Origin of the sequence: Kribbella sp. CA-245084, from assembly GCF_050942355.1 — a bacterium.
Lineage (GTDB): Bacteria > Actinomycetota > Actinomycetes > Propionibacteriales > Kribbellaceae > Kribbella.
The window spans coordinates 4,730,343-4,755,154 of record NZ_CP192053.1; the positions used below are offsets into that span (position 1 = coordinate 4,730,343).

The 24,812-nt window shown below is 67.0% G+C and carries 26 protein-coding genes and 1 tRNA gene; 12 read left to right on the plus strand and 15 right to left on the minus strand.

Going from position 1 to position 24,812, the window contains the following annotated elements:
- Positions 1–16 precede the first annotated feature (16 nt).
- Together ACQPYH_RS22730 and ACQPYH_RS22735 are read left to right on the plus strand one after the other, a co-directional pair.
- Positions 17–844 (plus strand): ABC transporter ATP-binding protein, encoded by an 828-nt coding sequence (locus ACQPYH_RS22730; RefSeq protein ID WP_432874737.1) that lies wholly within the window; start codon positions 17–19, stop codon positions 842–844.
- Positions 804–1,622 (plus strand): ABC transporter permease, encoded by an 819-nt coding sequence (locus ACQPYH_RS22735; RefSeq protein WP_432874740.1) that lies wholly within the window; start codon positions 804–806, stop codon positions 1,620–1,622. The genes ACQPYH_RS22730 and ACQPYH_RS22735 overlap by 41 nt, the downstream gene beginning before the upstream one ends.
- Here ACQPYH_RS22735 and ACQPYH_RS22740 read toward each other — a convergent pair.
- On the minus strand, positions 1,619–2,371 hold the full coding sequence (locus ACQPYH_RS22740) for a GNAT family N-acetyltransferase (RefSeq protein WP_432874743.1): 753 nt from the start codon (positions 2,369–2,371) through the stop codon (positions 1,619–1,621). The two genes, ACQPYH_RS22735 and ACQPYH_RS22740, sit on opposite strands and share 4 nt — an antisense overlap.
- Positions 2,319–3,536 carry an MFS transporter gene (locus ACQPYH_RS22745; RefSeq protein WP_432874746.1) on the minus strand — a complete coding sequence of 406 codons (1,218 nt, stop codon included), beginning with the start codon at positions 3,534–3,536 and terminating at the stop codon, positions 2,319–2,321. Before ACQPYH_RS22745 ends, ACQPYH_RS22740 begins: the two co-directional genes overlap by 53 nt.
- Before the next feature lie 73 nt (positions 3,537–3,609).
- Between ACQPYH_RS22745 and ACQPYH_RS22750 the strand changes: the two genes are divergently transcribed.
- The 3 genes from ACQPYH_RS22750 to ACQPYH_RS22760 are packed head-to-tail and all read left to right on the plus strand — an operon-like array spanning position 3,610 to position 7,587.
- Positions 3,610–4,470 (plus strand): LysR family transcriptional regulator, encoded by an 861-nt coding sequence (locus tag ACQPYH_RS22750; protein ID WP_432874748.1) that lies wholly within the window; start codon positions 3,610–3,612, stop codon positions 4,468–4,470.
- A 42-nt stretch (positions 4,471–4,512) separates the two neighbouring features.
- The gene (locus tag ACQPYH_RS22755) at positions 4,513–5,127 is read left to right on the plus strand and encodes a lysoplasmalogenase family protein (protein ID WP_432874751.1); all 615 of its coding nucleotides are present in this window, start codon (positions 4,513–4,515) and stop codon (positions 5,125–5,127) included.
- A 48-nt stretch (positions 5,128–5,175) separates the two neighbouring features.
- Entirely contained in the window at positions 5,176–7,587 is a 2,412-nt protein-coding gene (locus ACQPYH_RS22760; RefSeq protein WP_432874754.1) for a glycosyl hydrolase, read from the plus strand.
- Here the strand turns inward: ACQPYH_RS22760 and ACQPYH_RS22765 are convergent.
- From ACQPYH_RS22765 to ACQPYH_RS22795, 7 genes are all read right to left on the minus strand, one after another.
- A complete protein-coding gene (locus ACQPYH_RS22765) occupies positions 7,584–7,889 on the minus strand; it encodes a chorismate mutase (protein ID WP_432874756.1) in 306 nt (101 codons plus the stop codon). The genes ACQPYH_RS22760 and ACQPYH_RS22765 overlap by 4 nt on opposite strands.
- Positions 7,890–7,920: 31 nt before the next feature.
- Positions 7,921–9,246, minus strand: coding sequence for a M20/M25/M40 family metallo-hydrolase (locus tag ACQPYH_RS22770; RefSeq protein ID WP_432874759.1), 1,326 nt, complete (start codon positions 9,244–9,246; stop codon positions 7,921–7,923).
- 48 nt (positions 9,247–9,294) lie between these two features.
- On the minus strand, positions 9,295–9,711 hold the full coding sequence (locus ACQPYH_RS22775) for a Rieske (2Fe-2S) protein (protein WP_432874762.1): 417 nt from the start codon (positions 9,709–9,711) through the stop codon (positions 9,295–9,297).
- Positions 9,708–10,238 carry a DUF6529 family protein gene (locus tag ACQPYH_RS22780; protein ID WP_432874764.1) on the minus strand — a complete coding sequence of 177 codons (531 nt, stop codon included), beginning with the start codon at positions 10,236–10,238 and terminating at the stop codon, positions 9,708–9,710. Before ACQPYH_RS22780 ends, ACQPYH_RS22775 begins: the two co-directional genes overlap by 4 nt.
- Entirely contained in the window at positions 10,238–10,918 is a 681-nt protein-coding gene (locus ACQPYH_RS22785) for a hypothetical protein (RefSeq protein WP_432874767.1), read from the minus strand. The genes ACQPYH_RS22780 and ACQPYH_RS22785 overlap by 1 nt, the downstream gene beginning before the upstream one ends.
- A 77-nt stretch (positions 10,919–10,995) precedes the next feature.
- On the minus strand, positions 10,996–11,484 hold the full coding sequence (locus ACQPYH_RS22790; RefSeq protein ID WP_432874770.1) for a VOC family protein: 489 nt from the start codon (positions 11,482–11,484) through the stop codon (positions 10,996–10,998).
- A gap of 9 nt (positions 11,485–11,493) precedes the next feature.
- Positions 11,494–12,303: a maleylpyruvate isomerase family mycothiol-dependent enzyme gene (locus ACQPYH_RS22795; RefSeq protein WP_432874773.1), complete on the minus strand. Its 810-nt coding sequence runs from the start codon at positions 12,301–12,303 to the stop codon at positions 11,494–11,496.
- Between the two features lie 151 nt (positions 12,304–12,454).
- Here ACQPYH_RS22795 and ACQPYH_RS22800 point away from each other — a divergent pair.
- Positions 12,455–12,540: transfer RNA gene (locus tag ACQPYH_RS22800), tRNA-Leu, on the plus strand.
- Here ACQPYH_RS22800 and ACQPYH_RS22805 read toward each other — a convergent pair.
- The 6 genes from ACQPYH_RS22805 to ACQPYH_RS22830 form a co-directional block, all read right to left on the minus strand.
- Positions 12,522–14,279 carry a recombinase family protein gene (locus ACQPYH_RS22805; protein WP_432874775.1) on the minus strand — a complete coding sequence of 586 codons (1,758 nt, stop codon included), beginning with the start codon at positions 14,277–14,279 and terminating at the stop codon, positions 12,522–12,524. The genes ACQPYH_RS22800 and ACQPYH_RS22805 overlap by 19 nt on opposite strands.
- Positions 14,280–14,597: 318 nt before the next feature.
- Entirely contained in the window at positions 14,598–15,470 is an 873-nt protein-coding gene (locus ACQPYH_RS22810; protein ID WP_432874778.1) for a methyltransferase domain-containing protein, read from the minus strand.
- A 260-nt stretch (positions 15,471–15,730) separates the two neighbouring features.
- Complete coding sequence (gene tgmB / locus ACQPYH_RS22815) at positions 15,731–16,684, minus strand: ATP-grasp ribosomal peptide maturase (RefSeq protein WP_432874781.1); 954 nt, start codon at positions 16,682–16,684, stop codon at positions 15,731–15,733.
- Position 16,685: 1 nt separating this feature from the next.
- Positions 16,686–16,916, minus strand: coding sequence for a hypothetical protein (locus ACQPYH_RS22820; protein WP_432874783.1), 231 nt, complete (start codon positions 16,914–16,916; stop codon positions 16,686–16,688).
- A 94-nt stretch (positions 16,917–17,010) separates the two neighbouring features.
- The gene (locus ACQPYH_RS22825) at positions 17,011–17,394 is read right to left on the minus strand and encodes a hypothetical protein (RefSeq protein WP_432874786.1); all 384 of its coding nucleotides are present in this window, start codon (positions 17,392–17,394) and stop codon (positions 17,011–17,013) included.
- Positions 17,394–17,723, minus strand: coding sequence for a hypothetical protein (locus tag ACQPYH_RS22830; protein ID WP_432874789.1), 330 nt, complete (start codon positions 17,721–17,723; stop codon positions 17,394–17,396). Before ACQPYH_RS22830 ends, ACQPYH_RS22825 begins: the two co-directional genes overlap by 1 nt.
- A 546-nt stretch (positions 17,724–18,269) precedes the next feature.
- Between ACQPYH_RS22830 and ACQPYH_RS22835 the strand changes: the two genes are divergently transcribed.
- The 6 genes from ACQPYH_RS22835 (at position 18,270) to ACQPYH_RS22860 (ending at position 24,625) form a co-directional block, all read left to right on the plus strand.
- A complete protein-coding gene (locus ACQPYH_RS22835) occupies positions 18,270–19,553 on the plus strand; it encodes a hypothetical protein (RefSeq protein ID WP_432874792.1) in 1,284 nt (427 codons plus the stop codon).
- Positions 19,550–20,089 carry a hypothetical protein gene (locus ACQPYH_RS22840; RefSeq protein WP_432874794.1) on the plus strand — a complete coding sequence of 180 codons (540 nt, stop codon included), beginning with the start codon at positions 19,550–19,552 and terminating at the stop codon, positions 20,087–20,089. Before ACQPYH_RS22835 ends, ACQPYH_RS22840 begins: the two co-directional genes overlap by 4 nt.
- Positions 20,090–20,484: 395 nt before the next feature.
- Positions 20,485–20,808, plus strand: a complete 324-nt coding sequence (locus ACQPYH_RS22845) for a hypothetical protein (RefSeq protein ID WP_432874796.1) — start codon at positions 20,485–20,487, stop codon at positions 20,806–20,808.
- A gap of 231 nt (positions 20,809–21,039) precedes the next feature.
- Positions 21,040–22,509 carry a DUF3375 family protein gene (locus tag ACQPYH_RS22850; RefSeq protein ID WP_432874799.1) on the plus strand — a complete coding sequence of 490 codons (1,470 nt, stop codon included), beginning with the start codon at positions 21,040–21,042 and terminating at the stop codon, positions 22,507–22,509.
- A complete protein-coding gene (locus tag ACQPYH_RS22855; protein WP_432874802.1) occupies positions 22,506–23,255 on the plus strand; it encodes a DUF4194 domain-containing protein in 750 nt (249 codons plus the stop codon). Before ACQPYH_RS22850 ends, ACQPYH_RS22855 begins: the two co-directional genes overlap by 4 nt.
- On the plus strand, positions 23,252–24,625 hold the full coding sequence (locus tag ACQPYH_RS22860) for a Wadjet anti-phage system protein JetD domain-containing protein (RefSeq protein ID WP_432874805.1): 1,374 nt from the start codon (positions 23,252–23,254) through the stop codon (positions 24,623–24,625). The genes ACQPYH_RS22855 and ACQPYH_RS22860 overlap by 4 nt, the downstream gene beginning before the upstream one ends.
- Positions 24,626–24,812 lie beyond the last annotated feature (187 nt).

Below are 24,812 nucleotides of genomic sequence, written 5' to 3' on the forward strand. Positions count from 1 at the left end.
CAGCGCCATCAAACCTATGAGTGCCGAACCCGCGTCACCATCAGTGCCGGCCGCAGAGATCACCGGGCTGAGTCACCGGTTCGGCGATCATCTCGCGGTCGACAGCCTTGACCTGACCGTCGCGCCCGGCGAGTGCTTCGGTCTGCTCGGTCCGAATGGCGCCGGCAAGACCACCACGCTCCGGGTGCTCAACACGCTCTATCCGCCGCAGTCGGGCACGGTCCGCGTCTTCGGCCTCGATGTGCGCAGGGATGCCATGTCGGTACGTCGGATGCTCGGCTACGTCCCGCAGCAGCTGTCGATCGAGGGCGCGCTGACCGGCCGCGAGAACGTGTCGTGGTTCGCGCGGCTGTTCGACGTACCGCGGCGTGAACGGGCCGCGCGCGTGGCCGAAGTACTGGAGATCGTTGATCTGACGGATGCGGCGGACCGGCTCGCGTCGACGTACTCCGGCGGGATGGTACGACGCCTCGAGCTTGCGCAGGCGCTGGTGAATCGGCCCGCGCTGCTCGTGCTCGACGAGCCGACGGTCGGGCTGGATCCGGTCGCGCGGGACTCGGTGTGGGCGCGGGTTCAGGACATGCAGGAGCGGTACGGGATGACCGTGCTGCTGACCACGCACTACATGGAGGAGGCCGACATCCTCTGCGACCGGGTTGCGTTGATGCATCTCGGCCGGCTGCGGGCCCTCGGCTCACCGACTGATCTGAAGGCCGAGCTCGGTCCCGAGGCGAGCCTCGAGGACGTGTTCCGCCACCACACCGGCGAAAGCCTCGCGGCTTCGGAGAAGGGAGGCCTGCGCGATGTCCGTGGCACCCGTCGCACCGCCCAGCGCATGGGTTGATTCGCGGCCGCGAGCGGCGCTCCGGCTGTTGTCCAGGATCGGCACGTTCTGCCTGATCGAGCTGCAGAAGCTGCGGCACGACCGGACCGAGCTGATCACGCGCGCGATCCAGCCGATCCTCTGGCTGGTGATCTTCGGCCAGACGTTCAGCCGGATCCGCGCGATCCCGACCGGCAACGTCCCATACCTCGACTACCTCGCGCCCGGCATCATCGCTCAGTCGGCGCTGTTCGTCGCGATCTTCTACGGCATCCAGATCATCTGGGAACGCGACGCCGGCATCCTCACCAAGCTCCTCGTCACGCCCAGCCCTCGCTCTGCTCTCGTTGCGGGCAAGGCGTTCGCGGCCGGCGTCCGGACCATCTCGCAGGCGATCGTGGTCATCATCGTCGCCGCGCTGCTCGGCGTCAGCCTGACCTGGAACCCGCTGAAGCTGCTGGCCGTGCTCGTGGTCGTCGTACTGGGTGCAGCGTTCTTCTCGTGCTTGTCGATGACCATCGCCGGCCTGGTACTGCGCCGCGACCGCCTGATGGGTATCGGCCAGGCGATCACGATGCCGCTGTTCTTCGCGTCGAGCGCGCTGTATCCGATCGCGATCATGCCCGGCTGGCTGAAGGTCCTGAGCCACGCGAACCCGCTGACCTACGAAGTAAGCGCCCTCCGCGGCCTACTCATCGGCCAACCCACCAACTACCTATTGGACTTCGGTGTCTTGATCGTTGCCGCGATCGCGGGCATCTGTGCGGCGTCGGCGTTGCTCAGCCGCCTGGCGCGTTAGAGGTCGTGGCGGACCCAAACGTTCGGTTCGACGTAGACGGCGTGGTTGTGGCGGACGTCGACGTGGACGGGGACCAGGGCCTTGGGTACGACGACGTCGCCGGTCGTGTCGAACGGGAGATCCGTCCATCCGCGCCACTCGTCGAGCGTGCCGGCGATGACCATCGAGCGTGGGGCGACCTCGAGGATCGTGCCGCCGGCTTTGACGTGGACTCGCAGCCAGGGATCAGCCGGTAGACCGTCCGGCCGGCTTTGCTCGACGTACTCCGTCATTGGTTGGTGCGGGTCGGTCTTGCCGTTCGGGCGGACCGGGGCGTAGAGGGTGGTGTGGCCCTTGGCCTTGACCGCCTGGCGCATCGCGTCGAGCATCGCGTGGGACAGCCCGCGACCCTGATGCGAGGGACGGATCAGGATCTCCAGAGCGCTCGACACGTTCGGCTCGCGGTCGTGACGCAGGTCGGCGAAGCCCCACTGCAGGACCCGGTCCCAGCCGTCGGCCGGCAGCTTCGGACGGTCCTCGTCCGGGTAGACGAACGGGATGCTCCGGCCGTGCGCGACCGGCTCGTCGTCCTCCGTCGCGACCAGGCACTGGTCGGGGAAGTTCGCCGCCACCTGGCCCATCAGCGCGTTGCCGATCGGGTCGTTGAACATGAACTTCGGCCAGGTGTCGGCGAACTCGTACATCCGCTGGAGGTACTCAGGCCGCTCGGCCAGCGTGGTGATCACGATCGCTCGACTGTTCTCTGGCATGTTCCGCAGTCTGACACCGCACCAGGACGGTCAGCGACACAATTGCAGTGACGAGTCCGGCGCCGACCAACGTGTGCTCGGCGCCGAGCGTGGCGATGATCGGGCCGCCGCACAACATGCCCGCCGAGCTGCCCGCATTCGTGACGACGGTCTGCCCCGACAACAACGCGCGCCGATCGGCACCCGATGACTCCCGGGCGATCAATTGGGAGATCGCCGCATTCCCCACGGCGACGGTCAGGCCGGCGCCCGCTCCCAGCACGGCGATCGCCGGCGGTGTCGTCCACAGCCCCATGCCCACGAAGCACAGACCGACACTGGCCCACGCGATCGAAGCGAGCGGCACTGGTCTGACCCGTCGGATCACCGCCAGCGAAGCGGCCGAACCGATCAGCGAGCCGACGCCGTACCCGGTCATGCCGGCGGCCAGGTAGATCCCCGGACGCCCGCGGTCCTCGCCGAGGATCGACAGGCCGAGACTGAACGCGAACCACATCACGCAGCCGGTGCCGCGGACGATCCAGCCGTGGAGAACGCTCGGCCGGCCTTCGAGGCTCGCCCGGATCGACGGCGTCGCCGTACCGTCGGGGGCCCGCTCTGCCCGCACCGTGCAGGCGAGAAGACCGGCTACGAGTACTGCGACGGCCTCGATCCACAGCAGACCGTTGGTGAGGCCGGTCGACACGGCCAAGGCGCCGGCCGAAGGGCCGAGCAGCATGCCGATCCGGCGCAGACCGTCCTGCCACGTCAGCAGTACGACGGCCTGCCCCTCGCGCCAGCGGTCCCCGGTGTCGGCCAGGAGCGCTGATCGGCCCGGACTCGACAACGCATCGCCGAAGCCGAGGAGCAACCCACTCAGGACGAGCAGCCCTGGCGTGAGCAGCCCAACCTCGGCCGCTGCCGGTACGGACGCGAGCGCGAGCGCGGAGATCGCCGCGACCACCGCGAGGCGCGGACCGGAATCCACCCATTGGCGGGCCTTTCGCGCCCACCACGGCGACAACAGCATCGGTACGCCCGCGACGCCGCCGACCAGTCCGGTCGCGGCGACTGAACCGGTCTCCCGCAGGATCACCAGCGGTAGCGCGATCTGTGTGAACCGGAGCGCGAAGTCCGCCACTCCGCCCCCGGCCAGCAGCGCGATCGCTTCGGTCCGGGCCTTCATACCCTTGATTCTTTGCGAATCCGGCCCGCTCAGGTAGCCGTCGAGAGTTGGGTGATTGCCATAGGCTGAACCTATGGCCTCATTACCCGCCGTCGAGGATCTGCGTCTGGTCCAGGCGATCAGCCGGACCGGCGCCGTCGCCACCGCCGCCCGTGAGCTGCGCATCTCGCAGCCGTCGGCGTCGCAGCGGCTGAGCCGGCTGGAGCGGACCTGCGGCGCCAAGCTCTTCGAGCGCGACACCCGCGCCGCCCGGCCGACCTCGGCCGGCGCCGAGCTGAGTCGCCGCGCCGACCACATCCTGCGTCACCTCGAGGAGGTGTACGACGCGACCCGAGCGGCAGCGACCGGCCAGCGCCTGGTGATCGGCACCTTCGGGGGCCTGTCGCCGATCCTGTTCCCCGTCCTCGACGCCGCGCTGCCCGACCTCGACATCGAGCAGCAGGTCGACCACGGGCACTTCCTGGTCGAGCGTGTCGCCGAGGGCACGATGGACGCTGCCTTCATCGCGATCGCCGAGCAGATGACGCTCCCCCGCGGCACCGTCGCCCGGCGGATCGGCTACGACGACCTCGTCCTGTTCGTCCCGTCCGGCGCCCGGCCGCCTGGCCGCGGCCGGCAGCCGCTCAAGGGGCGGCCGATCGTGTTCGCGACCTACGATCGCGGGGTCGACGAGATCCATGCGCGCCTGGTCGCCCTGGGCGCGACTCCGCGCCGCGGCGTCAACCTCGGCACCACCGTCGCCATGGCCCGCCGCCGCGCCCACTTGGCCCTGGTTCCTCGCACCGCCCTCGCCACCGAACTCCGCCCGGGCGAACACCTAGCGACCGCGCCGTTCCGCTACCGCCTCACCCTCTCCGTGGTCACCACCCCAACCCCGCCCAAGTCCCTCATGGCCCACCTGCCCGACCTCCGCGCCACGTTGAACTTGTCGTGAACACCGGTGAGTCGGGCTGCTCGAGGCGGCAGACTCGGGGGTATGAACCTGGGGCGGTTGGCGCGTGGGCGGCGGGTGTTGGCGGGGTTCTGGGGTGCGACGGTCGTGCAGGTCGCGGCCGTTGCCTTTGACGTCAACATCCTCAAGCAGGCCAGCAAGGCGACGCTGATGCCGCTGCTGTGGCAGTGGTCGCGGACGCAGGATGCACCGCCGCTGCTTCAGGCGGCGTTGCTAGCGTCTGCGGCTGGGGATCTCTTGCTCGAGACTGATGCGCAGTTGGCCGGGATCGCGGCCTTCGCGGCGGCGCATGCGTGTTACCTCGCGGTGTTCCTCGCCAACCCGGCGCAGCGGTCGTGGCGGGTGCTCGCGGCGTACGCGGCGCTGTGGGCAGCCTTGATCGCGGTCCTGTCCCCCGGGCTCGATGGCCGGCGGGTGCCGGTGGCGGCGTACGCGTTGTTGCTCACGGCAACTGCGGTCGCGTCGCGCTGGCACAACTCGCGGAGCGGCGTCGGCGGCGCACTGTTCCTGATCTCGGACGCGTTGATCGCGCTGCGGATGTCCGGGCGGGACTTCCCGGGCCGCGGCGCGCTCACGATGTCGACGTACGCCGTCGGTCAGTACCTGCTGACCTCGGGCGTGACCAAATCTGACCGGTAGTGGTCATCCTCGTTGACCCTGCGCCGCGTGCGCTGTGGGGTGAAGGGTATGGCGACCGTCGACGACGTACGACGACAGTTCCGGAACCCGCCGCCCGAGGGGCGGCCGATGATGCGCTGGTGGTGGTTCGGACCGTCCATCGAGCGAGACGAAATCGACCGCGAGCTGGCCGCGATGGCCGCCGCGGGACTGGGTGGCGCCGAGGTCTCGTTCGTCTATCCGATGGGGCCTGTGACTGCTTCTTTCGGCTCACCGGAGCTGCTCGAGTTGGTCGGGCACGCTGCGCGGACGGCGCGATCGCTCGGGCTGCGGTTCGACGTGACGCTCGGCAGCGGTTGGTCGTACGGCGGCCCGCACGTCGGGACCGCGCATGCCGCGCGGCAGTTGCACTGGGATCGGCGGGAGATCGGCGCGGCGGCGTACGACGTACCGATCGTTGCTGCCTGGCCCGGTGACGAGTTCGTCGCGGCCTTCGTCGGCGAGGGAGGGCTCGGCGCGCCGTCGTCGTACGTCGAGGTGCCGGTGCGCGACGGAGTGATCGAGGTGCCGGCCGGCGGTCAACCGCGGGAGGTGTTGATCGCGACGTCGCGGGTGACCGGGCAGAACGTGAAGCGGGCCGCAGTCGGTGCGGAGGGGCACACGCTCGATCACTACTTGGCGGCTGCGGCTTTGGAGCACATCCGCTGCGTGGCGGAGCCATTGTTGAAGGCCGCGACGCCGGAGCTGCTCGGGTCTGTGTTCTGCGACAGCCTCGAGGTGTACAAGGGCGACTGGACGCCGGGGATCTTCGAGGAGTTCGCCAAGCGCCGGGGGTACGACCTGCGGCCGCGGCTGTATGAGCTCTTCGTCGACAGGGGTGAGTGGAGGCAGCTGCGGATCGACTTCGGGCGGACGCTGTCGGAGCTGTACGAGGACAACTTCCTGAAGGTGTTCCAGCAGTGGGCGGCCGGGCACGGCGTACCGTTCCGCATCCAGAGCTACGGCGAACCGCCGGCGACGATGAGCAGCTACCGGTTCGCGGACATGTTCGAGGGCGAGGGCTGGGGCTGGACGCGGATCCCCGAGACTCGCTGGGCGTCGTCGGCCGCGAACATCTACGGTCGGTCGGTCGTGTCGGCGGAGGTGTGGACCTGGGTCCACTCGCCGTCGTTCCGCGCGACGCCGCTCGATCTCCAAGGTGAGGCGCACGAGCATTTCCTGTCCGGCGTCAACCAGCTCATCGGCCACGGCTGGCCGTACTCGCCGTCGAACGGACCCGGCCTCGGCTGGATCTTCTACGCCGCCGGCACCCTCGACGACCGCAACCCATGGTGGCCGGTGGCAACCGATCTGTTCGCCTCACTCCACCGCCTCTCCTGGCTCCTCCAGCAAGGTACGCCGGTCCGCCCGGTCAAGATCTACATCCCGGCCTCAGACGCGTACGCCGACACCGGCGTCGACGAACCGAACAACCTGTACCGCGTCGTACGCCGCCTGATCCCCGAAAGCATTCCCCGCACCATCCGCGAGGCGGGCCTCGACTTCGACCTGATCGACGACGACGCCATCTCGGTCGTGGATCCCGCTGACGTCCCGCTGATCGTCGTACCAGAAGGAGCCACGACGCCTCCGGACACCCAGCGTTGGCTCGACGCTGTGGTTGCCTCCGGCGGGCAGGTGGTCACCGATCCTGCAGAACACTTGCCGACGGCACCGATCACACCACCTCCCGGCGTCGGCGTCGTCCATCGCCGCCTCGACGACGGCGACTTCTACTTCGTCGCCAACACCGGGGCCGAGCCTCGCACGCTGACCTTCGATGAGCCGATGGACCACTGGACCACTCACGAGCCGGTCACCACGCTCACGCTGCACCCCTACGAATCCGCCGTCCTGTCCCCGACCGCCGCGACCGCCACCGTCGCGCCTACCGACCAACTTGTCGGAGAGGTCCAGGGCAACTGGTCGGTTGCCTTCGACAACAACATTCGCTCCGTCACGCTCCCCCATCGCTGGGAGGACGACCCGGAGCTGGCGACGTACTCCGGCTCTGCCGCCTACGAAGTCGAGCTGCAACTGGAGCAGACCGACGGCACCGTCTTTTTGGACTTCGGCCCCGGCGAGCCCGTCGCCCCCGACAGCGAGCCGTATCTGCCGAGCAACTCCTACCGCGCTCTCATCACCCCGCCGGTAGGCGTCGCCGCCGAGATCTACCTCAACGACACGCCATGCGGCACGCTCTGGGCTCCGCCGTACCGCGTCGACCTCACCGACGCCGCGCGGGTGGGCGCCAACGTCCTGCGCATCGTCGTACACAACACAGCGGCGAACGCGCTCTCCGCCGACCAGCACCTGCTGGAAGCGGCAGCTGACGTGACGGCGCAGTTCGGGCGACGGTTCGACCTGCAGCACGTCGAACACGCGGCCGACTACCTCAACTCCGGCCTACTCGCCGTACCGACGATCATCCGAACCAGCTAGTCCGCGGCGCGCGCCTCGGCGAGGCGTTCGTGGTGATGGATGACCTCGGCGATCACGAAGGCGAGGAACTTCTCGGCGAAGACCGGGTCGAGACCGGACTCCGCGGCGAGCGCGCGGAGCCGGGCCACCTGCGCCTGCTCGCGGGACTTGTCGGCCGGCGGCATCCCTGTCCGGGCCTTGAGAGCACCGACCTGCTGGGTGCACTTGAAGCGCTCGGCCAGCAGATGGATCAGCGCGGCGTCGATGTTGTCGATGCTGCTGCGGAGCCGGGTGAGCTCCTCGGGGGCGTTCTCTGCCGTCACGCTCTTACCTTCCCAGGCCGCCGGTCCGAGCTCACGCCTGATCCAGGAAGCGGTCCAGCACCCGCGAGCCGAATTCCAGCGACGCCGTCGGCACCCGCTCGTCGATGCCGTGGAACATGCCCATGAAGTCCAGGTCCGGCGGCAGCTGCAATGGCACGAACCCGAAGCACCGCACGCCGAGCCGGCTCCACGACTTGGCGTCCGTACCACCCGACATTAACAGCGGAGCCGTGCGCGACTGCGGGTCCTCGGCAGCGAGGCACGCCTTCATCGCCTCGACCAGCCCGCCGCTGAACTCGGTCTCCAGCGCGATGTCGTTGACGACCGTCTCCCGCTGCACCTTGTCGCCGAGCAGCTCGTCGATGGTCGCGTAGAACTCGTCCTCGTACCCGGGCAGGAAGCGACCATCGATGTGCGCCTCGGCGTCGCCGGGGATCACGTTCACCTTGTAGCCGGCGTTCAGCATCGTCGGGTTCGAGGTGTTGCGGATCGTGGCGCCGAACATCCGGCTGAACGTGCCCAGCTTCGCGAGCGTCGAGGTCATGTCCTCGGGATCGAGCTCGACCCCGAGCACGTCCTCCAGCGTCTTCAGGAACTCGCGCACCGTCGGCGTGATCCGCAACGGCCACTCGTGCCCGCCGATCCGGGTGACGGCCTCGACCAGGTTGGTGACGGCGTTGTCGTTGTTGACCATCGAGCCGTGACCTGCGGTACCGCGGGCCTTGAGCCGCATCCAGTTCATACCCTTCTCGGCCGTCTCGATCAGGTACAGCCGCAGGTCGTCCTTGACCGTGATCGAGAACCCCCCGACCTCGCCGATACCCTCGGTGCAATCGGCGACGGTGTCCGGGTGATTGTTGATCAGCCACTGCGCGCCGTACACGCCACCGGCCTCTTCATCGGCGGTGAACACCAGACGCACCGGCCGCCGCGGCTTCACGCCGGCGCGCTGACGGGCGCGGACCACCGACAGCACCATCGCGTCGAAGTCCTTCATGTCGACCGCACCGCGACCCCACACGCAGCCGTCGAAGATGTCCCCGGAGAACGGGTCGACCTTCCAGTCCTTCGGGTCCGCCGGTACGACGTCCAGGTGCCCGTGCACGAGCAGCGGGTCCGCATCCTGGTCCTCGCCGTCCCAATGGGCGACCAGCGTCGCGCGACCCGGCTCGGACTCGTAGATCGTCGATTCGATCCCGACCTCGTCCAGCTTCGCGGCGACATACTCGGCCGCGACCCGCTCCCCGTTGCTCTTGCCGTTGCCGTAGTTCGTGGTGTCGATCCGGATCAGCTCACTGCAGAGCTCCACCACCTCGGCGTCGGGGGCGTACGACGGACGGTCGCTGGGGTTCGTCATGGGGCCCATCCTCCCCCACCGCGACGATCAGGGCACCCCGAGGTCGGGTCAGACCAGCGTGATCGAGTCGCCGGAGATCGTGATCTCTTTCGGCGGCAGCGGACGCGGCGCGGGTCCAGCCACGACGGAGCCGTCTTTGACGGAGTACTTGCTGCCGTGGCAGGGGCAGTCGATGGTGCCGTTGGCAACAGTCGTGACCTGGCAGCCCTGGTGGGTGCAGGTGCTGCTGAACGCCTTGAACGTGCCTTTCACCGGCTGCGTGACGACAACCTGGTTCTCGTCGAAGATCTTGCCCTCGCCGACCGGGATCTCCTCGGTCGTCCCGAGTACGGCGTTCGCGGGCGCGGTCTGGGTCGGTGCGTTCTGCGGCGGCGGGTTCGAGGGTTCGCCGTACTTCGAACAGCCGGCGGCGGTCGCTCCGAGTACGACGGCCAGCACTGCGCGGCGGCCTGGTTGCTCCGTCATCGGATCACTCCGAACGTCGTGAAGAACCACAGCGCCGAGGTCAGCCAGAGGCCGATCAGCGCGGTGAACAGGGCTCCGCCGACGACGGGCAGGAGCCACTTGGGGGCGTCGGTCCGGGTGAGGGTGAGCATCTTCGCGACGAACGCGCCGTAGAAGAAGCAGCCGAGCAGCGAGTGGATCAGCACGCGCGGTTCGCCGTACTCGAAGCCGAGTGCATAGAGACAGTGCGCGACCACGGGCAGCGTGACCGCGACGGCGGCGCGGCCGGACCAGCGGTGGAGCGGCGCGACTTTGGGGCGGCCGTGGTACAGGGCGTAGGCGCTGACAACCTGCACCAGGCCCAGGACCGCGGCGAGCGTGGCGAGCCAGGTCTTGACGGATTGGAAGCTCGAGAAACCGGCGATGTTGATCGCGACGCCGGCCGGATCGTGGAGGCGGCCGTAGACACCGAGCGCGACGGCCGCCGCCGCGCCGGCCGCCAGCGGTACGGCGATCGTGGTCGCTTTCTGGACCTGTGCTGTGCTCATCAGAACGTCTCATCTCCGACGACTGCTTGCGCGGTCACGGGTACGCCGTTCACCGTCGCGGCGCGGGTGGTGGTGTCGAGCGGCGGGGCGGGCGCCGGCGTACCGTCGTCGTCGACGCCGACCTGCTTGCCGTCGGGCAGGACGATCCAGCCGATGGTGCTCTTGGAGTTCTGCCCGCGGTAGAGGCCTGCCGGCGGGCCGGCCTTCGCGATCGAGAACCGCAGCGTGCGACCACTGAGCGTGAAGGTACCGGTGGCAGTGTTGTTGGTGATGGCGGCGGTCAGGCGCTCGCCGGTCTTGGAGCGCAGTACGAGCTGGCCGTTGCGGTAGGTGCCGGTCAGCCAGGCTTCGAGGCTCCGGCCGTCGCAGACGTACGCCGCGGCTCGGTCGCCCTTCGTCGCGATCGCCAACGAGGTTTGACGTTCGTTGGTCCGACCCGCGTAGACCGCGGGCGGTTTGGCTGTCGCAGTCGTCGCCGGCGTTGTGCTGGGCGGCGTCGTTGTGGGCGGCGGCGTGGTCCCGGGTGCCGTCGGGGTGACGGTGCCTTGGGCGGCCGGCGTGGCCGCGGGCGGGCTGCTCGCGGGTGTCGGACTGCCGGTCTGGGTGCTGTTGACCACCAGGAACCCGACCAGCCCGACGGCCGTCGCCGCCAACGTCACCAACGGACTTCGCTGCCCCATCGCCGCCCCACCCCGAGCCTCGTCTCACCCCGACACGAGGATCCCGCCCGCCACCCGCCCGGTCAACGGCTCAGCGGTCAGAGCACCTTCAGGCCGTACATCTCGCCGAGCGGATCCGAGATCAGTTCGATCCGCGCGCCGTCGGGGTCGCGGAAGTAGATCGACGTACCGCTCTCCTCCTGGAACTCGACCCCGTTCGCGGTCAGGCTCTCCTTGAGCTCGTCCCACCGCCCCGGCTCGACCGAGATCGCCATGTGGTGCAGCCCGCCGAGCACCTCGGCGTACGGCCCGAGATCCAGCCCCGGGAAGTCGAAGAACGCCAGCAGGTTCCCGTTCCCGATGTCGAAGAAGAAGTGCGTCGAGCCCTCGTAATCCCGGTTGCCGACCATCTCGGTCAGCGGGAATCCGAGCACGTCCTGGTAGAACTTCACCGTCCGCTCGACGTCCGCACACAGCAGCGCTGTGTGATGCAACCCGCGCGCCGACGACCTCGCACCGGCCTTCAGATACGCCGCCCGGATCCGGTCCCGCTCCGCCTCGATGGCACGCAGGTCGATGTCGGTCATGCGATCCCCTCAGATCCGGAAGAACAGGTTCAGGTACCGATCCGCAACAGCCCGGTCGCCACGGATCGTACCGGCGTTGCTCCGGCCGAACGCGGTCAGCACGAAACTGCCCGGATCGAACTCGATCACCGCCGGCAGATCGCTGACGTCACCGTCCGCGTAGTCCATCCCGTCCGGGCCGACGCTCACCCGGGTGTCCCCGGCGTTCGGGCCGCTGGTGATCCGGATGCCGAGCTCGCACGGATCCTTGGCGCCGGTCGTGTACTTCCACAGCACGAACATGAACGGCACCAGCAGGTCGGCCGCCGCACCCGACAGCCCGTGAGCGCGGCCGGTCCCCTGCCGGATGTCCCAGGAGTGGACGCCGTAGTCCATCAACTGGAACGCCGGGTAGAAGAACGCCGGCAGCGGACCCATGTAGAAGTGCGGGACGGTGAACCCGCCCCACTCGTCGGGCCCGAGCGCGTCGAAGATCCCCATCACCTTGTCGAAGTCGGTCCGCAGCCGCTCGACCAGCTCCTCCCGCGGCACCTCACGCAACGCGAGCGCCTGCCGGTCCACCCGCTCGGCCATCCCCGGCAGCCCGTACGCCGGCGGCACGTCGGCATGCGACCGGGCCGCGTCGAAGGCCACGAAGTACGCCTCGGTCGTGTCGGTGAGATGCGCCACCACATCCCGCACCTCCCAGTGCCCCGCCCCGGTCGGCGCCCGCCACACGTCGTCCGAGTCGACCATCCCGAAGAACAGCTCCGCCTCCTCCCGAACCACCCGGAGCATCGTCTCCTTACCCTCGAAGGCCATCCCGTTCCACGCGTCCACGACGCACCTCCTCCGCCCCAAACCCCTTCCTTGAATTTCAAACTACGCTGCCCCGACCCGCCCGTCACCACTCCGGCCGTCCGATGTGAATTCCACCCCTGGAGTTTGCTACTGTTCTCCGGTCGGCACCGCACCCCGGTGCAGACCACTCGTCCGGGTGGCGGAATAGGCAGACGCGCTAGCTTGAGGTGCTAGTGCCCTTTACGGGGCGTGGGGGTTCAAGTCCCCCCTCGGACACCGACCTTAACCACACGTGTGGTTGGGCTCATGAAGACCTCGGCCACCTGTTCTCGGTGGTCGAAGGTAATGGCCACACCGAGGGCCTTGTAGAGATCAGCAAGGTCCCCTCGATCCGCTCGCTTGAGCGCCTTTCCCACGTCGCCGAGTTCAGCGACCATCTGTTTGACTTCGGTCGCCGTGAGCCGGTCTGTGACCTCTATCGCATCCATTCCAGCCAGAGCCGCACGCTTTTCAGCGACGGCAGCGTTGTACTGACTCGTCAGCTGCTCCGGATCCCAGCCGGCCTCAAGCGCCCGCTGCAGCCGCGCCATCTCGGCCTCTGCCGCGACGATCCGACGCCTGAAGGCAACCTCCGCCACCTGGGCCGGATCCGGGCCATCCTGGGAGCCGACCAGGGCCGCCACAGTGCTGTCTAGATTCCGCGGGCTGAACAGCCCGCCGATCCATCGGTTCACCTGACCAGCGAGGCGATCTTCCCTCAGGTAGACAGTCGGCGGATGATCCAGCAACTCCCGCGCACCGGGCACCAACGTCCGTGCGGCGCAGCGATAGAACACCGCATGGGACCGCTTGGCGCCTTCCATCTTGCGGCCACAGTCCGCGTGCCTGATCGCCCCGCGGAACAGGTACGTCGGCACCGCGACCACCCGGGTCCGATCCGGCGATGATCGTCCGGCGCGGCTGGCCCCTGCCCGCGCCCGGAGCTCCAACTGCACTCGCGTGAAGTCCTCGACCGAGATGATCGCCGGATGCGCAGGCTCCCGCGACCGAACGATCTTCGCTTGAGCCGACCGCCGGAAGCGCACAACATGGCCCGCCGCGACATCGTCCGGATTCAGCAGTTCCTCGACCTTCTGCCACCGACCGTAGACCGCGAAGCCTGTGTAGCGCGGGTTATCGAGAATCGCCCGCACCGTCGAAGATTGCCATCCATCACCAGTTCGATGACGATTCTGACTCGGCGTATGAGCAGAAGGACAGGGAATCCCCTCCAAGTTCAACAGATGCGCGATGGACTTGTGTCCCATCCCATCCAGGAACAAAGCAAAGATCCCCTCGACCACCGGCGCCGCAACTTCGTCCAGTGCCAAGACCCGAAGCCGGTAGCCCTCCTGCGCCTTCCGCGGATTCGGGTGCACCCCACCATCAACAACTACATACCCGTACGGTGCCCGCCCACCCTGATGCTTCCCATCAATCAGCACCTGCGCAGCCATCGCCGCCCGAACCCGGCGCTGCACATGCTGCCGCTCACTCTTCGACAACCCGCCAGTGATCGTCATTGCCATGTCGTGCACCGTGTTGTCGGGTTCGAACCGACCGCCCAGGCTGGGGATCCACAACGACACGCCGTGCCGGTCGAACTTGGGCCACGTCAGGCTGAACTGGTTTCCGAACCAGCACCGAGTCGCCTCCCCGACTACGAGCCCATCCCAGCCGCGCGCGGGGTTCTTGAGGTCCCGCAGGATCTGCCCCGCCTTCTCACGCCGCTCCCAAGGCAACGACCGCGATTGGCCGATGTCGAAGTACTCCGCGACCACCAACCCACCGAGCGGCTCCACGAACCGCTGCGCCTCCCCCAATTGCCACGCCAGAGAAGTCCGCGGATCCTGGTTGTCCTCTGTCGAGCACCGCCCGTAGAACGCCAGCCGGCCGACACCGCTGCGGGAGGTGGCCTCGTTCGCGAGCGCCTCCATCCCCAATAACTCATCCAGGGTTGCCCACGGACCTGCCATATCGCCACTCAAGACGCCTCCTCTGTCGCACGCTTTGCTTTCGCCAGTCGTACAACAATCCGGCAGAGCACGCGAGCCGCCTGTGGACGCACCACCGGCGGCCGACGCGGAACATGCACCTGTACCGGCGCCTCACCGGCCGCCTGTCTCGAACTCCGTTCGCCTTCCATGCCTAATCAACGGCGGGCAGGACCAACATTCGCGGACAACCGAGCCACAACTTCCAATCGATCGACCCCGTGCTCGCAAGGACTGGGATTGATCGTTGCCGTTGACATCCAATACCGCTCAGCACCTATCGATGCCCATCAACATTTCCTAGAGGCGGATGATCCACTTGCCGTCCGGACTGGTGACCTTGGTTGTTTCCGGCGTGAGCTCCACGGTCAGATCATGGAGCGAGAACTGCCCAGCCTCTTCCCATCGCGCGCGGACCCGCTCCAGGTCATCCCACAGGCGAAGTGCGCCGCTTTGGTGAACCTTCCCCGTGCCTTCCTCAGCTCGCGCCCAAGATCCATCACCGGCCAGTAGCCAGACAATCGTCTTGCCGTCATCGTCTGTGGCCGACCGGTTCTCGATGTCTGCGCTGTCCAGCTCGTACAGCGCTCGCAACTCCCAATCGGTCCAGAGGTTCGGCACCGGCCCACGAAGTTCTCGCACCTCATCACCATCGGCGTCCCGGGCGTCGGAATAGACCGCGTCCAGCCGGGGTGGGTAGTTGGCGCCGCTGCGGGTACGCATGAAGCTGGCCGGATCGGATTGGACCGATCCGCGCGCCACCAGTCCACGCTCCAACTTTGCGGACACCAGAAGCGAGGTCTGGGCGATGGTTGTGACGATCTCTCCGCCGGGCCGCAGCGCGGCCAGCCATGACCTCGGTACCGGACGTACCGAGACCGTTGCAATCATTCGGTCGTAATCCCCCTCTGGAAGCTCGCCGGTGGCGTCAGCCACCACCATTCGGGGTCTCCGTCCGAAGCCTTCCAGCCTGTCGCGGGCGGCCTGAACCAGGTACGCATCCACATCGATGCTGGTCACCAGTTCGTCACCCAGCCGGTGTCCGAGAAGCGCAGCGGAGTATCCCGAGCCAGTACCGATGTCGAGCACCTGCTGACGCAGCTCGGGGTTGAGCAGGTGCAGCATCCTGACGATCAGGCCCGGCAACGTCGACGATGAGGTTGGCGCTCCCACAGCTCGATCCTGAGGCTTGGCAAGGTCGGCGTGGAGGCCACCGACCCTCGTCACAAGCGTCTCGTCCGCATACACAGACGCCCACGGATCGCTGACGTTCGGAGTTACAAGCTCCCACTCGAACGCCGGACTGTTCCTGATCCGGTCCCACCACTGGGGAACCAGCACATGACGAGGCGTGGCAACCACCGCGTCGTGCCACTCCGGCGCTGTTGCAGTCACCTCGGAGGCGAGCTTGCGAGCTGCTTCAGTCCAGTCGGTCACGCCTGCTGGTCCTTTCGTTGTAGGGCGTCGGCCATAGCCTCCACCATGGGGACACCGGCTTTGACTGCGAGCCAGTGCCATTGCCCGTTCGGGTTCACCTCGAAGAACACCCAACGACCATCCGGCGTCACGGCAAAGTCGAGGGCTCCGAAGAACAGCCCGAGCTCGTCCATCAGGAGCCGGACTCCCTTCTCTACGTCGACCGGCACATCCAACCGCCGATACGTCAGGGACGCATAGTCTGTGCGCCAATCGAGTTTGGCAGCCTCCGTGCCAGCGTGGATCGCGACCGGGAACATCCGGCTGCCGATCACAGTCAGCCGAACCTCGAATGCCTTCGGGACTCGCTCCTGGAAGAGGTGCGCCGTGCCGGCTAGCGCCTCGTCCAAATCACTAGCGCGCAACAAGGTGGTCGGGATGTAGCGGTGGCGCCTGTCAGGGGCCAGGACGCCTCCGCTCAGACCCTTATAGACCACCTCGTCGCTACCGATGAACTCTCGGGCGTGCTCCAGGTCGGACGTGATCACCGTTCGCGGGATCTCGAGGCCGGCGCGAGCTGCGACTGCGAGTTGCACCGGTTTGTAGTTGGCTGCCGAGTCCCGAGACGGGTGATTGATCCACCGTGCAGGCAAGGAACCAAGCACACCCAGCACGCCGACCCGACCTTCCGAGGCGGCGAACGCTCGCGCCTCGTCGGGCCAGTCCGGCGGTACGGCGAACTCGCCTGGGCGGCGCCACCACACCGAACTGATGGACTCCAGCTCGACGCGGCGGTCGCCGCTCAGCGATCCTTGCCAGCCCTGGGACCCGAGTGTGGCCGCGACCTTCGAGGAGACTGGAAAATCAGCCGTATCGTAACGGACCACACGTGCCCGCCGTCTCGTCAGCTCGTCCACAACTGCATCGGCGGTAATGTCACCGCGGCCGGTCAGGACCAGGACTGTACTCACCTCAGTAGTTGTCGGTCGCGTTGTCCGAGCCCGGCCGCTGACCGTCCCCGGTATCGGTCTCAGTGTTGGTCTCGGGCAGGGCATTCGTCAGCGCGTGATACGGGTTTCCACCCGCATCGAGGTTCATCTGAAGCTTGGCGCTGTACGAGATCGGCAGATCCACCTTCTTCGCCTCGGGCGGCGACGCGAGATGACGAACCCCCAACGGCACCACAATTCGGTCAGTACTCATGTAAATCTCCTTCTCCTAGTGACGGAATCTCCTGCAAGGCGGGGCGGACGTGGTGCAGGGACTGCACGCCCGTCCCGCCGCTCCTGGCCGCGATTTAGTCGCGGGGATCGTGGACGTCGTCGGCGTCGACCGCATGTACGACAACGCCGAGGTCATCCTCTAGCTCTGCGATCCGCTTGTCCTTCTCGTCCCCAAAGGCATCCAGGGAAGGCACCACAACTCCGGTTGCCTGTGAATGCCTGAGACCGGCAACGAGACTCAAGTAAGCGGGCGCAGCGTCAGCGTGGTCGAACAAGGGAAGCGAACCGGCACGCTCGAAGTACACCGTGCCGAGCTGTAGCCCGGCCCTCAGCGCGTAGCTAGATAGCTGCGCCTGCACAATCGTGTGGTGCCCGTGGCCTGCAAATGGTGCGAGCCGGGCATAGCCCAGCACCAAGGGCCGCAGTTGGACGACTTCCCCCATCACAACGCTCGGCATCAGTGGTCCTCGGGTTCGGACCGCATGACGTGATGACCTGAGGGCGCTCTCAGTTCCTCGACCAGCGCAGTCACGTCCCCATAAGGCTTGAGGTGGTACACGGTCGGAACTACGACCGCTGCGCCGTCTTGCCGCACCGCATCGCGCAGCCTGTTGAACGCTGTTGGAGCCTGGCCAGGCTCCTCCGTGAAAACCTTCGCCAGGCGGTAGTTCCAGCGCGCCGCGAACTCGGCCATTCGCCCGCGAGTATCAGCCGCCTCTCTCGGCGAGGTGAACAGCTCCTCGCAGAAGAAGCCGTACAGCGCGGGCCGCTCGTCGATAGTCGTCATGGCAGCAATCCCGCAATGCAATCGGCGCAGCGAGTGCATGGCCAGGCTCCACCGCAGCCGCCACATAAGCCGTCATTGCTCGCAGCCGGCACCGACAGCCCCGAGGACAACGGGTAGGCGAAGTCGTCCGCGGTTCGATTAGCAGGCAGCTCGTCAGGAAACAGGATCTCCGTCGCGCCACCGTGCCCGTGAATGCGCTCGATCGCCTCGACGCCTCCGGGCCAATACGCCACCGTCGGATCAGATCCTCGCCACCGCACAGACGCCGAGCCGTCGGTCCACTCCGCGCCCTCGGCCACGATGCCTGTGCCACTAACCTGCGATGGGTCGTAGTAGCGGATGAGCACGAAGGATCGCGGAGCTGTCAGGCTCATCGCTACCACTCCTTTGGTTGCTGGGATCTGCCGACATCGGCCCAGCACCAGACAACTCCCATTCGCTTCCATAGGAGTAGGACGATCAGGTAGCTATCGCGACGAACGCCCTAGGGTGATTCTTGAGCCGCGTCGCCTGGCGGACACGGAGGGTGAGCGCTACCTTGCAGAGATGGGAAGCACGCGCAACGTGGCTCTTGATGAGTGGATGGCCGAGCACGGGCACAGCTCCAGCAGCCTTGCCGAGGCACTCAATCACGCGCTGATCGAGCTGACTGGAACGCATGGCGGCCTTGATGGGTCATCGGTCCGAGACTGGAAGGCCGGCCGCGTCAGGTGGCCCAAGACGGCCAGCCGCAGGGCGCTGGAGGCCGTCACAGGCCTGCCCGTCACTGCCTTAGGGTTCGTACCACGGGGCCAAACTTCGCCCAGCCCGAGCATGACGCCGCAGGAGGTCCCCGACATGAAGCGCCGCAACTTCGTCGGCGGTATCGCAGCGGCTGTGGCTGTGGCATCAAGCGCTCCCGGCACCGGGCAACGCCGTCTCGGCATGAGTGATGTTGACCGACTACAGCAGCGCTTCGCAGAAATCATTGCCAGCGACCACCGTCACGGTGGACAACTGGACATCGAGCAGCGAGCCGGCCAGCTCGCTGAGCAAGCCCTCAACCTTCAGAACTCGGGCAGCGCTACCCAGCGCGTACGCAGCAGCCTCTACGCCTCCGCCGCGGCCTTCCGTTCCTCGGCCATGTGGGCTGCCATCGACGGCCGCAGGTTCGACGCCGCCAAGGTGCACATGCGCGAAGCTCAGGCCCTCGCAGAGATGTCCGGTGAGCAGGCAATCAAGTTCCGCATCTGGAGCCACGCGGGGACCCTGTACCGGCACACAGGTCGGCCTGCTGACGCGCTCGCCGCCAACGATGTCGCACGCAATCTGCACCTCACTCGCCGCGACCCGCTGTTTGCATCACTTGGCCTGGCCCGTGAAGGGGCGATACACGGTGCCGCACAGGACGCGGCCGGCACCCGCCGCGCATTCGGGCAGGCGCAGGAGGCGATGCTGCGCGCCGACCCCGCCGCAGAGCGGCCAGTCTGGATGCTGGCCTTCTACGACCAGGCCGAGTTGGACTCCCTAGCCCTCTCGGCCCACTTAGCGCTGGGCGATTACTCGACCGCGGAGTTTCACGGCCACCGCTGCCTATCGAACCTCCGACCCCATATGTTCCGATCCTCTGCCATCACCACGACCCGACTTGCGCATGCCCAGCTCGCGCAGGACATGCCAGAAGCCGCCACGGCCACGGCCACGAAGGTCCCCGCCGATGCCGCCACCCAACATGCTCGGGTGACCCGCATGCTGCAAGAGTTCGGAGCTGCATTGCGCGCAAAGGCCGCAGGCAGTTCTGCCGTACAGACTTGGGCCGAGCATGTTGCGACTTGGAGGACCACTGCATGACCGCGACATCGACCCTCGAACTGCGCACGTTCACCAACATCGACGCCGTTCGCGGCGATCTCGTCGACGTGTACGCCGACGTACGTTCAGCGCTACTCCACCTGCCGAACTACGCAGTCACCGCGTTCGGCGAGAGAATCGACAGGCACGGCGCCGAGCCGGGATTCGTGGCAGTCCTTGCATACGCAGACGGGTTCCCAGTCGGTTACGCCTACGCCAACACCATCGAGCACGGCGACCGCTACTGGGAACGCACCAGCCCATCACCAGCGGACAAGTACACCGAGCATCCAGCTGCCGCCCTCAAGGAGATCGGCGTTCGCTCGCCCTGGCGAAAAACCGGCACCGCTCGCCGCATCCACGACGCCCTCCTGGCCACACGAACTGAACCTTTCGTGACACTCATGGTCAACCCAGCAGCCGGCGACGGAAAGGTTCACGCCCTCTATCGGTCATGGGGCTACAACGACATCGGCCAAAGCCAGCCCTCCCCATCGTCACCGCTCCTCAGCGTGATGATCAAGCCAATCGCCTGACAACACTCATCTGACCGACCCCTTGGCCGGCACGACCTCGGCCACCACCCATCGCGCGCATGCGGAGTTCTTCAAACCGGACCGGTCTCCCGCACACCCGGAGGTAGAGGGTGAACTCCGTCATCGCCCATCTGCCGTCGGCCGCGATCAGTTCCGTCGGCTCGCCGATTGCCCCGGCACGACTGGCTAGATCGATCACCCGGCAGCGGACGTCACCACCGTCTTGAGGATGTTCATTGCCTTAGCCTCGGTGCCTACGGCCACTGGGCGGACGTGAACCCGACGATTTGGGCGAGCCGAAGGGGCTGATCACCGACACACATCTTGCACTCAAGGCGTTTCAGCTGAGTTGAAACGCGCGATCCATCAGTTGCCCGGCCCCTCGTTGAGCCATCGTGGACGATTCCGAGGCTACCTACGATGCCATTCCCAACTCACGGCTGCACGTCTGCACGCACTGCGGCGACACCTACTTCGCCTCCAGGACCGATCAGCGCTTCTGCTCGGGCTACTGCCGGCTCCAACACTGGCGAAGCCGAAAGTCGCTACAACCGGAGGCAGCCTCCAACGACTCGGAACGCGTCGAAACCCTCCTCGCAGAGATCCGTCGGCTGGAGCGGCAAGTCGCTGAAGTGCACCGCGCCAACCTGCTACTACGCCATGCCCTCAAAGACGCGGAATGGCAACTGCTGGTATCTCAGAACAGGTTCGGACGGTAGATCCAGAGCTAGCCGGCGCGGTCCATACCGAGCTTGCGGTCCGTGTGCGACGGCCCCGGAATCGGCTTCTACGAGCTTTCCCCGCCGCCGGATTCCCGGTGGCCGCCACGCTCTGCGACGAAAATGTCGGCAGTTGTCGGTAGCTTACGGATAGCCGCGGCTCGAACTCGTCCAGACATCTGACACGGGTCGAGCGAGGAACCCGCGCGGCCGATACCGGGAGGTGTCACCGTGGCCGAAGGCTGGCTGACCGGCGACGTGGTCGAACAGGCATTCGACAGCAACCCCACGCTGTCGCTACTGCGCGCCACAAACGCCCGCTGGATCCTCCCACTGTTCTCGGAGCACCTGGAGTTCGCCGACGGGCCCGTCACGGCGGAATGGTTCCACGAGAAAGTCGCCGATGCCCGCGCCCGGCACCCCAGCTGGCAAGGCGAGGTCACTCCCGTCGAACACAGCCGCAAGTGGATCGACGCTGGCTGGCTCCAGACCGACACCGGACCCGACGGGCGAACCAGATACCGGCTCTCGCCAGAAACGCTGAGAGCGCTTCGCTACATGCGCGAAGTAATCGAAGGCGAGAACACCGTCTCCGGCGCCAGACTGGGCAGTATCGCCCACGCCGTCCGCCTACTCGCCGACATGACCGACCCGAACCGGGAGGTCCAGGTCGCACGGATCGAGGAACAGATCCGCGAACTCCAGCGCCGCAAGGACGACGTCGCCGCCGGCCGGGTGCGGCTCGCGACCGTGGAGGAGATGAAGCATCAACTCCGCGAGATCTTGTCCATGACCGCCTCATTGCCGGCCGACTTCCGGCACCTGCGATCGATGGTCGAGGACCGCCACCAAGAAGTCGCCCGCGACGCCATGACGCAGGGACCGACCAAGGCCGACCTCGTCGAGCGCTACCTGCAAGAGCACGACCTGCTGTCCCAGACCCCAGAAGGCCGCGCCTACCGCGGATTCGCGCGGATGCTCACCTCACGCCAGGCCGACGTGATCCGCGACGACATCGAGCAGATCCTTGACCAAGACTTCGCCCGCACCCAGATGACGACGCAGCAACGAACCCAGCTGGACACGATGCTATCAACCCTGCTGGCCGAAGAACTCGTCGTCCAGACCAGCTACGTGCGCTGGACAGCGTCACTTCGGCGTCTACTCACCCGCACCGCCCACGGCCGGCACGGACGACTGCTGACCATGGCCGACCGGGCATTGAACGCCGGAGCCGAATGGGCGAAAAGTGGACGCGGACCACGCACCATCCCCGACGTTCTCGGTGTCGGAACCGCCGCAGTCATCGACATCACCCAAACCCAACTGTGGCGCGACCACGGACCACAAACAGTTGAGGTTCTCGTCCAGTCCCGACCGACCGCCATACCCGAACACGACCGAGAATCGCTGCGGGTTGCCGCCGGGATGAGCACCAAGGCGGCGACCGGCACCGTCAACCGCCTCCTCCTCGACCGGCACCTCGTCACCGGCAGCGAAGCCTACGAAGCCACCCCCGCCGAGTTCCAGCGCCTGGGGACGCTCCTCAGCCTCCTCGATCTGGCCATCGCGCACGGCGAGGTCGACACCGATCTGGCCGAGGAGATCACCTTGGCGACCGCAGCCGGCCACCAACTGCAAATCACCGTGCCGTACATGGTCTTCCACGAACCTCTCCCCACCAAGGGCGGCCACCCATGAGCGATCCCGAAGACCTCAACGACACCGTGGACCTGTCCAGGCCGGCCGGCCGCAGCGACGCCGGCGCATCCGATCCGGAGGCGGCCTCTCGTCTCCCGATGCCGGCCCGGCGGGCCTACGTCTCGCTGCTCACCAACCGATTTATCACCCGCAGCCGCAACCGCGCCGCCTGGGACGCAGTACTGGACTACGAGACCGAGCTCGGTGAACGGCTGGCCGACATGTTCATGACCCTCGAGGTCGACCGGGCCTACGAGGTCGCCTTCAAACGAAGGATCGCCGATGACGACGCGCCCGTAATGCTGCGCCGCGACAAGCCACTGTCCCGCGACGCGTCATTCCTCCTCATCTTCTTACGCCGCGAGCACGCCTACACCGATGCAGCTGACGACCCCGTCATCGTGTCCCACAGCCAGATCGCGGACTTCCTGCGACCGTTCAGGGAAAGCGGTGACGCCGACGACGCGAAATACGAACGCCGGGTCTCGGCCGCGATCCGCGCGGTCGCCGACCTCGGGCTGCTGACACAAGACCCGGCCGCCGGTTACCTGTACGCGGTATCGCCCGCCGTCGTTCCGCTCATCACTCTCGACGTCCTCACCCACATGGAACAGGTCTACCTGGAAGCACTCAACGACCCCGAGGCCACCGCGACAGCCCAGGACAGCTCGGCCCCGTCTACCGACGAGCCCAGCGGCATCGACGGCTACGAGCAAGGCACCAGTGGCCCGGAGACCGGCCAATGACGACCCGGCCGCCGGTCCTGCAATCCCGGGCCCCAGCCGAAGGGACACCCGAACAGTTCCGCATCGCCCAAGTGCAACTGCTCAACTGGGGCCGCTACAGCAACCTGGAAACCATGCTGGTCGGCCGCGCCGGCACCGCCATCCTCGGCCCGACCGGCGCCGGTAAGTCCCAGATCCTCGACGCCATCGCCGCGGTACTGATGCCGAATCCGCAGGAGTTCAACCAGGCCGCCCGCGACGACCGCCGGGGCCTCAGGGCCGAACGCACCGTCTACAGCTACGCCCGCGGCAAGACCGATCAGATCCTCGACAACAACCGGCACAGCTCATCCACGGCCTACCTGCGCCCGCCCGGAACCGAGTTCGCGTCCGGAGTCGCGGTCATCACCCACCTCCAAGCCCCGACCGTCGACGCGCTGGCCACAGCCGTGCCGGCTCTGGCCACGCACTGGCGTGCTGCCCGCGCCCGCTGGCGCCAAGTCGTCGAACTCCACGCGATCGCCACCATCGTCAAGCCCTACATGCGCCAGATCGTCGACCTCGACGACGCCGACTTCCAGCTCCTGATCGCGGCCGCGGGCTGGTTCACCGACAACCCGCGCAGCGGACTCACCCCGCGGCAAGTACCCGTCGAAGGCATGCACACCAAATGGCTGAAACGCCACCGGCGACTAGTCCTGGCCATCCTCGGCCTCGTCCCCAGCAATGACCAGCCGCCCGAAGACCACACCGGCAACAACCCCAGCACCGCCACAGACACCGGTGCGAGTGCTGACGATGAAGTGCCCGCCGCCGATCTCGATCTTCTCGGCCTGCTGGCCCTGCCCCGCCACATCGACATCATCCTCACCGACACCGCCGACCGGTCGGCGATCGCCGGCCTGCGGCACCTGCGCGCCCCGATCGCCGAGATCGCCGGCCTGCCCCTGCGGCCCAGCATCGTCCTCATCGTGGAGAACAAAGAATCCGCGCTTCTGATCCCCGACCACGAAGGCCTCGTCGTCATCCACTCGCTGGGCAACCACCTCGACGCCCTCACACATCTGCCGTGGCTCAACGACGCATCGCTGCTGTACTGGGGAGACCTCGATCGGCCAGGCATCACCTTGCTGTCGCGTGCGCGAGCACTCCAACCCCGGCTGCAATCAGTCCTGATGGACCCCGGAACCGTCCAGGCACATCTGCACCTGGCTGTCCCCGAGCGGATCAACCGCGTCGATCCACCGCTGAACACTCTCCTTCCTCACGAACAAGCCGCTCTCGAAGCACTCACCGGCACACTCGACGGCCAACACGCACAACTCGAACAGGAACGCCTACCAGCCGCGACAGCCCTCACCGCCATCCTCGCCGCCCTCCTGCACTGCTGACCACCCATCCCCGCGCAGCGCACCGAGCCGCAAGCAGAGATCCGCCTACGACCTGTTATGCCGTCTGTTCTCTATTGTGCAAACAGCTGCCCACAGATGGGTGGTGCTAGAAGCGCCGTGCTGTATCGGGCAGGTGACCATCCACGGCGTCCGTGAACCTGACCTGCGACTGAGTCATCCGCCATCT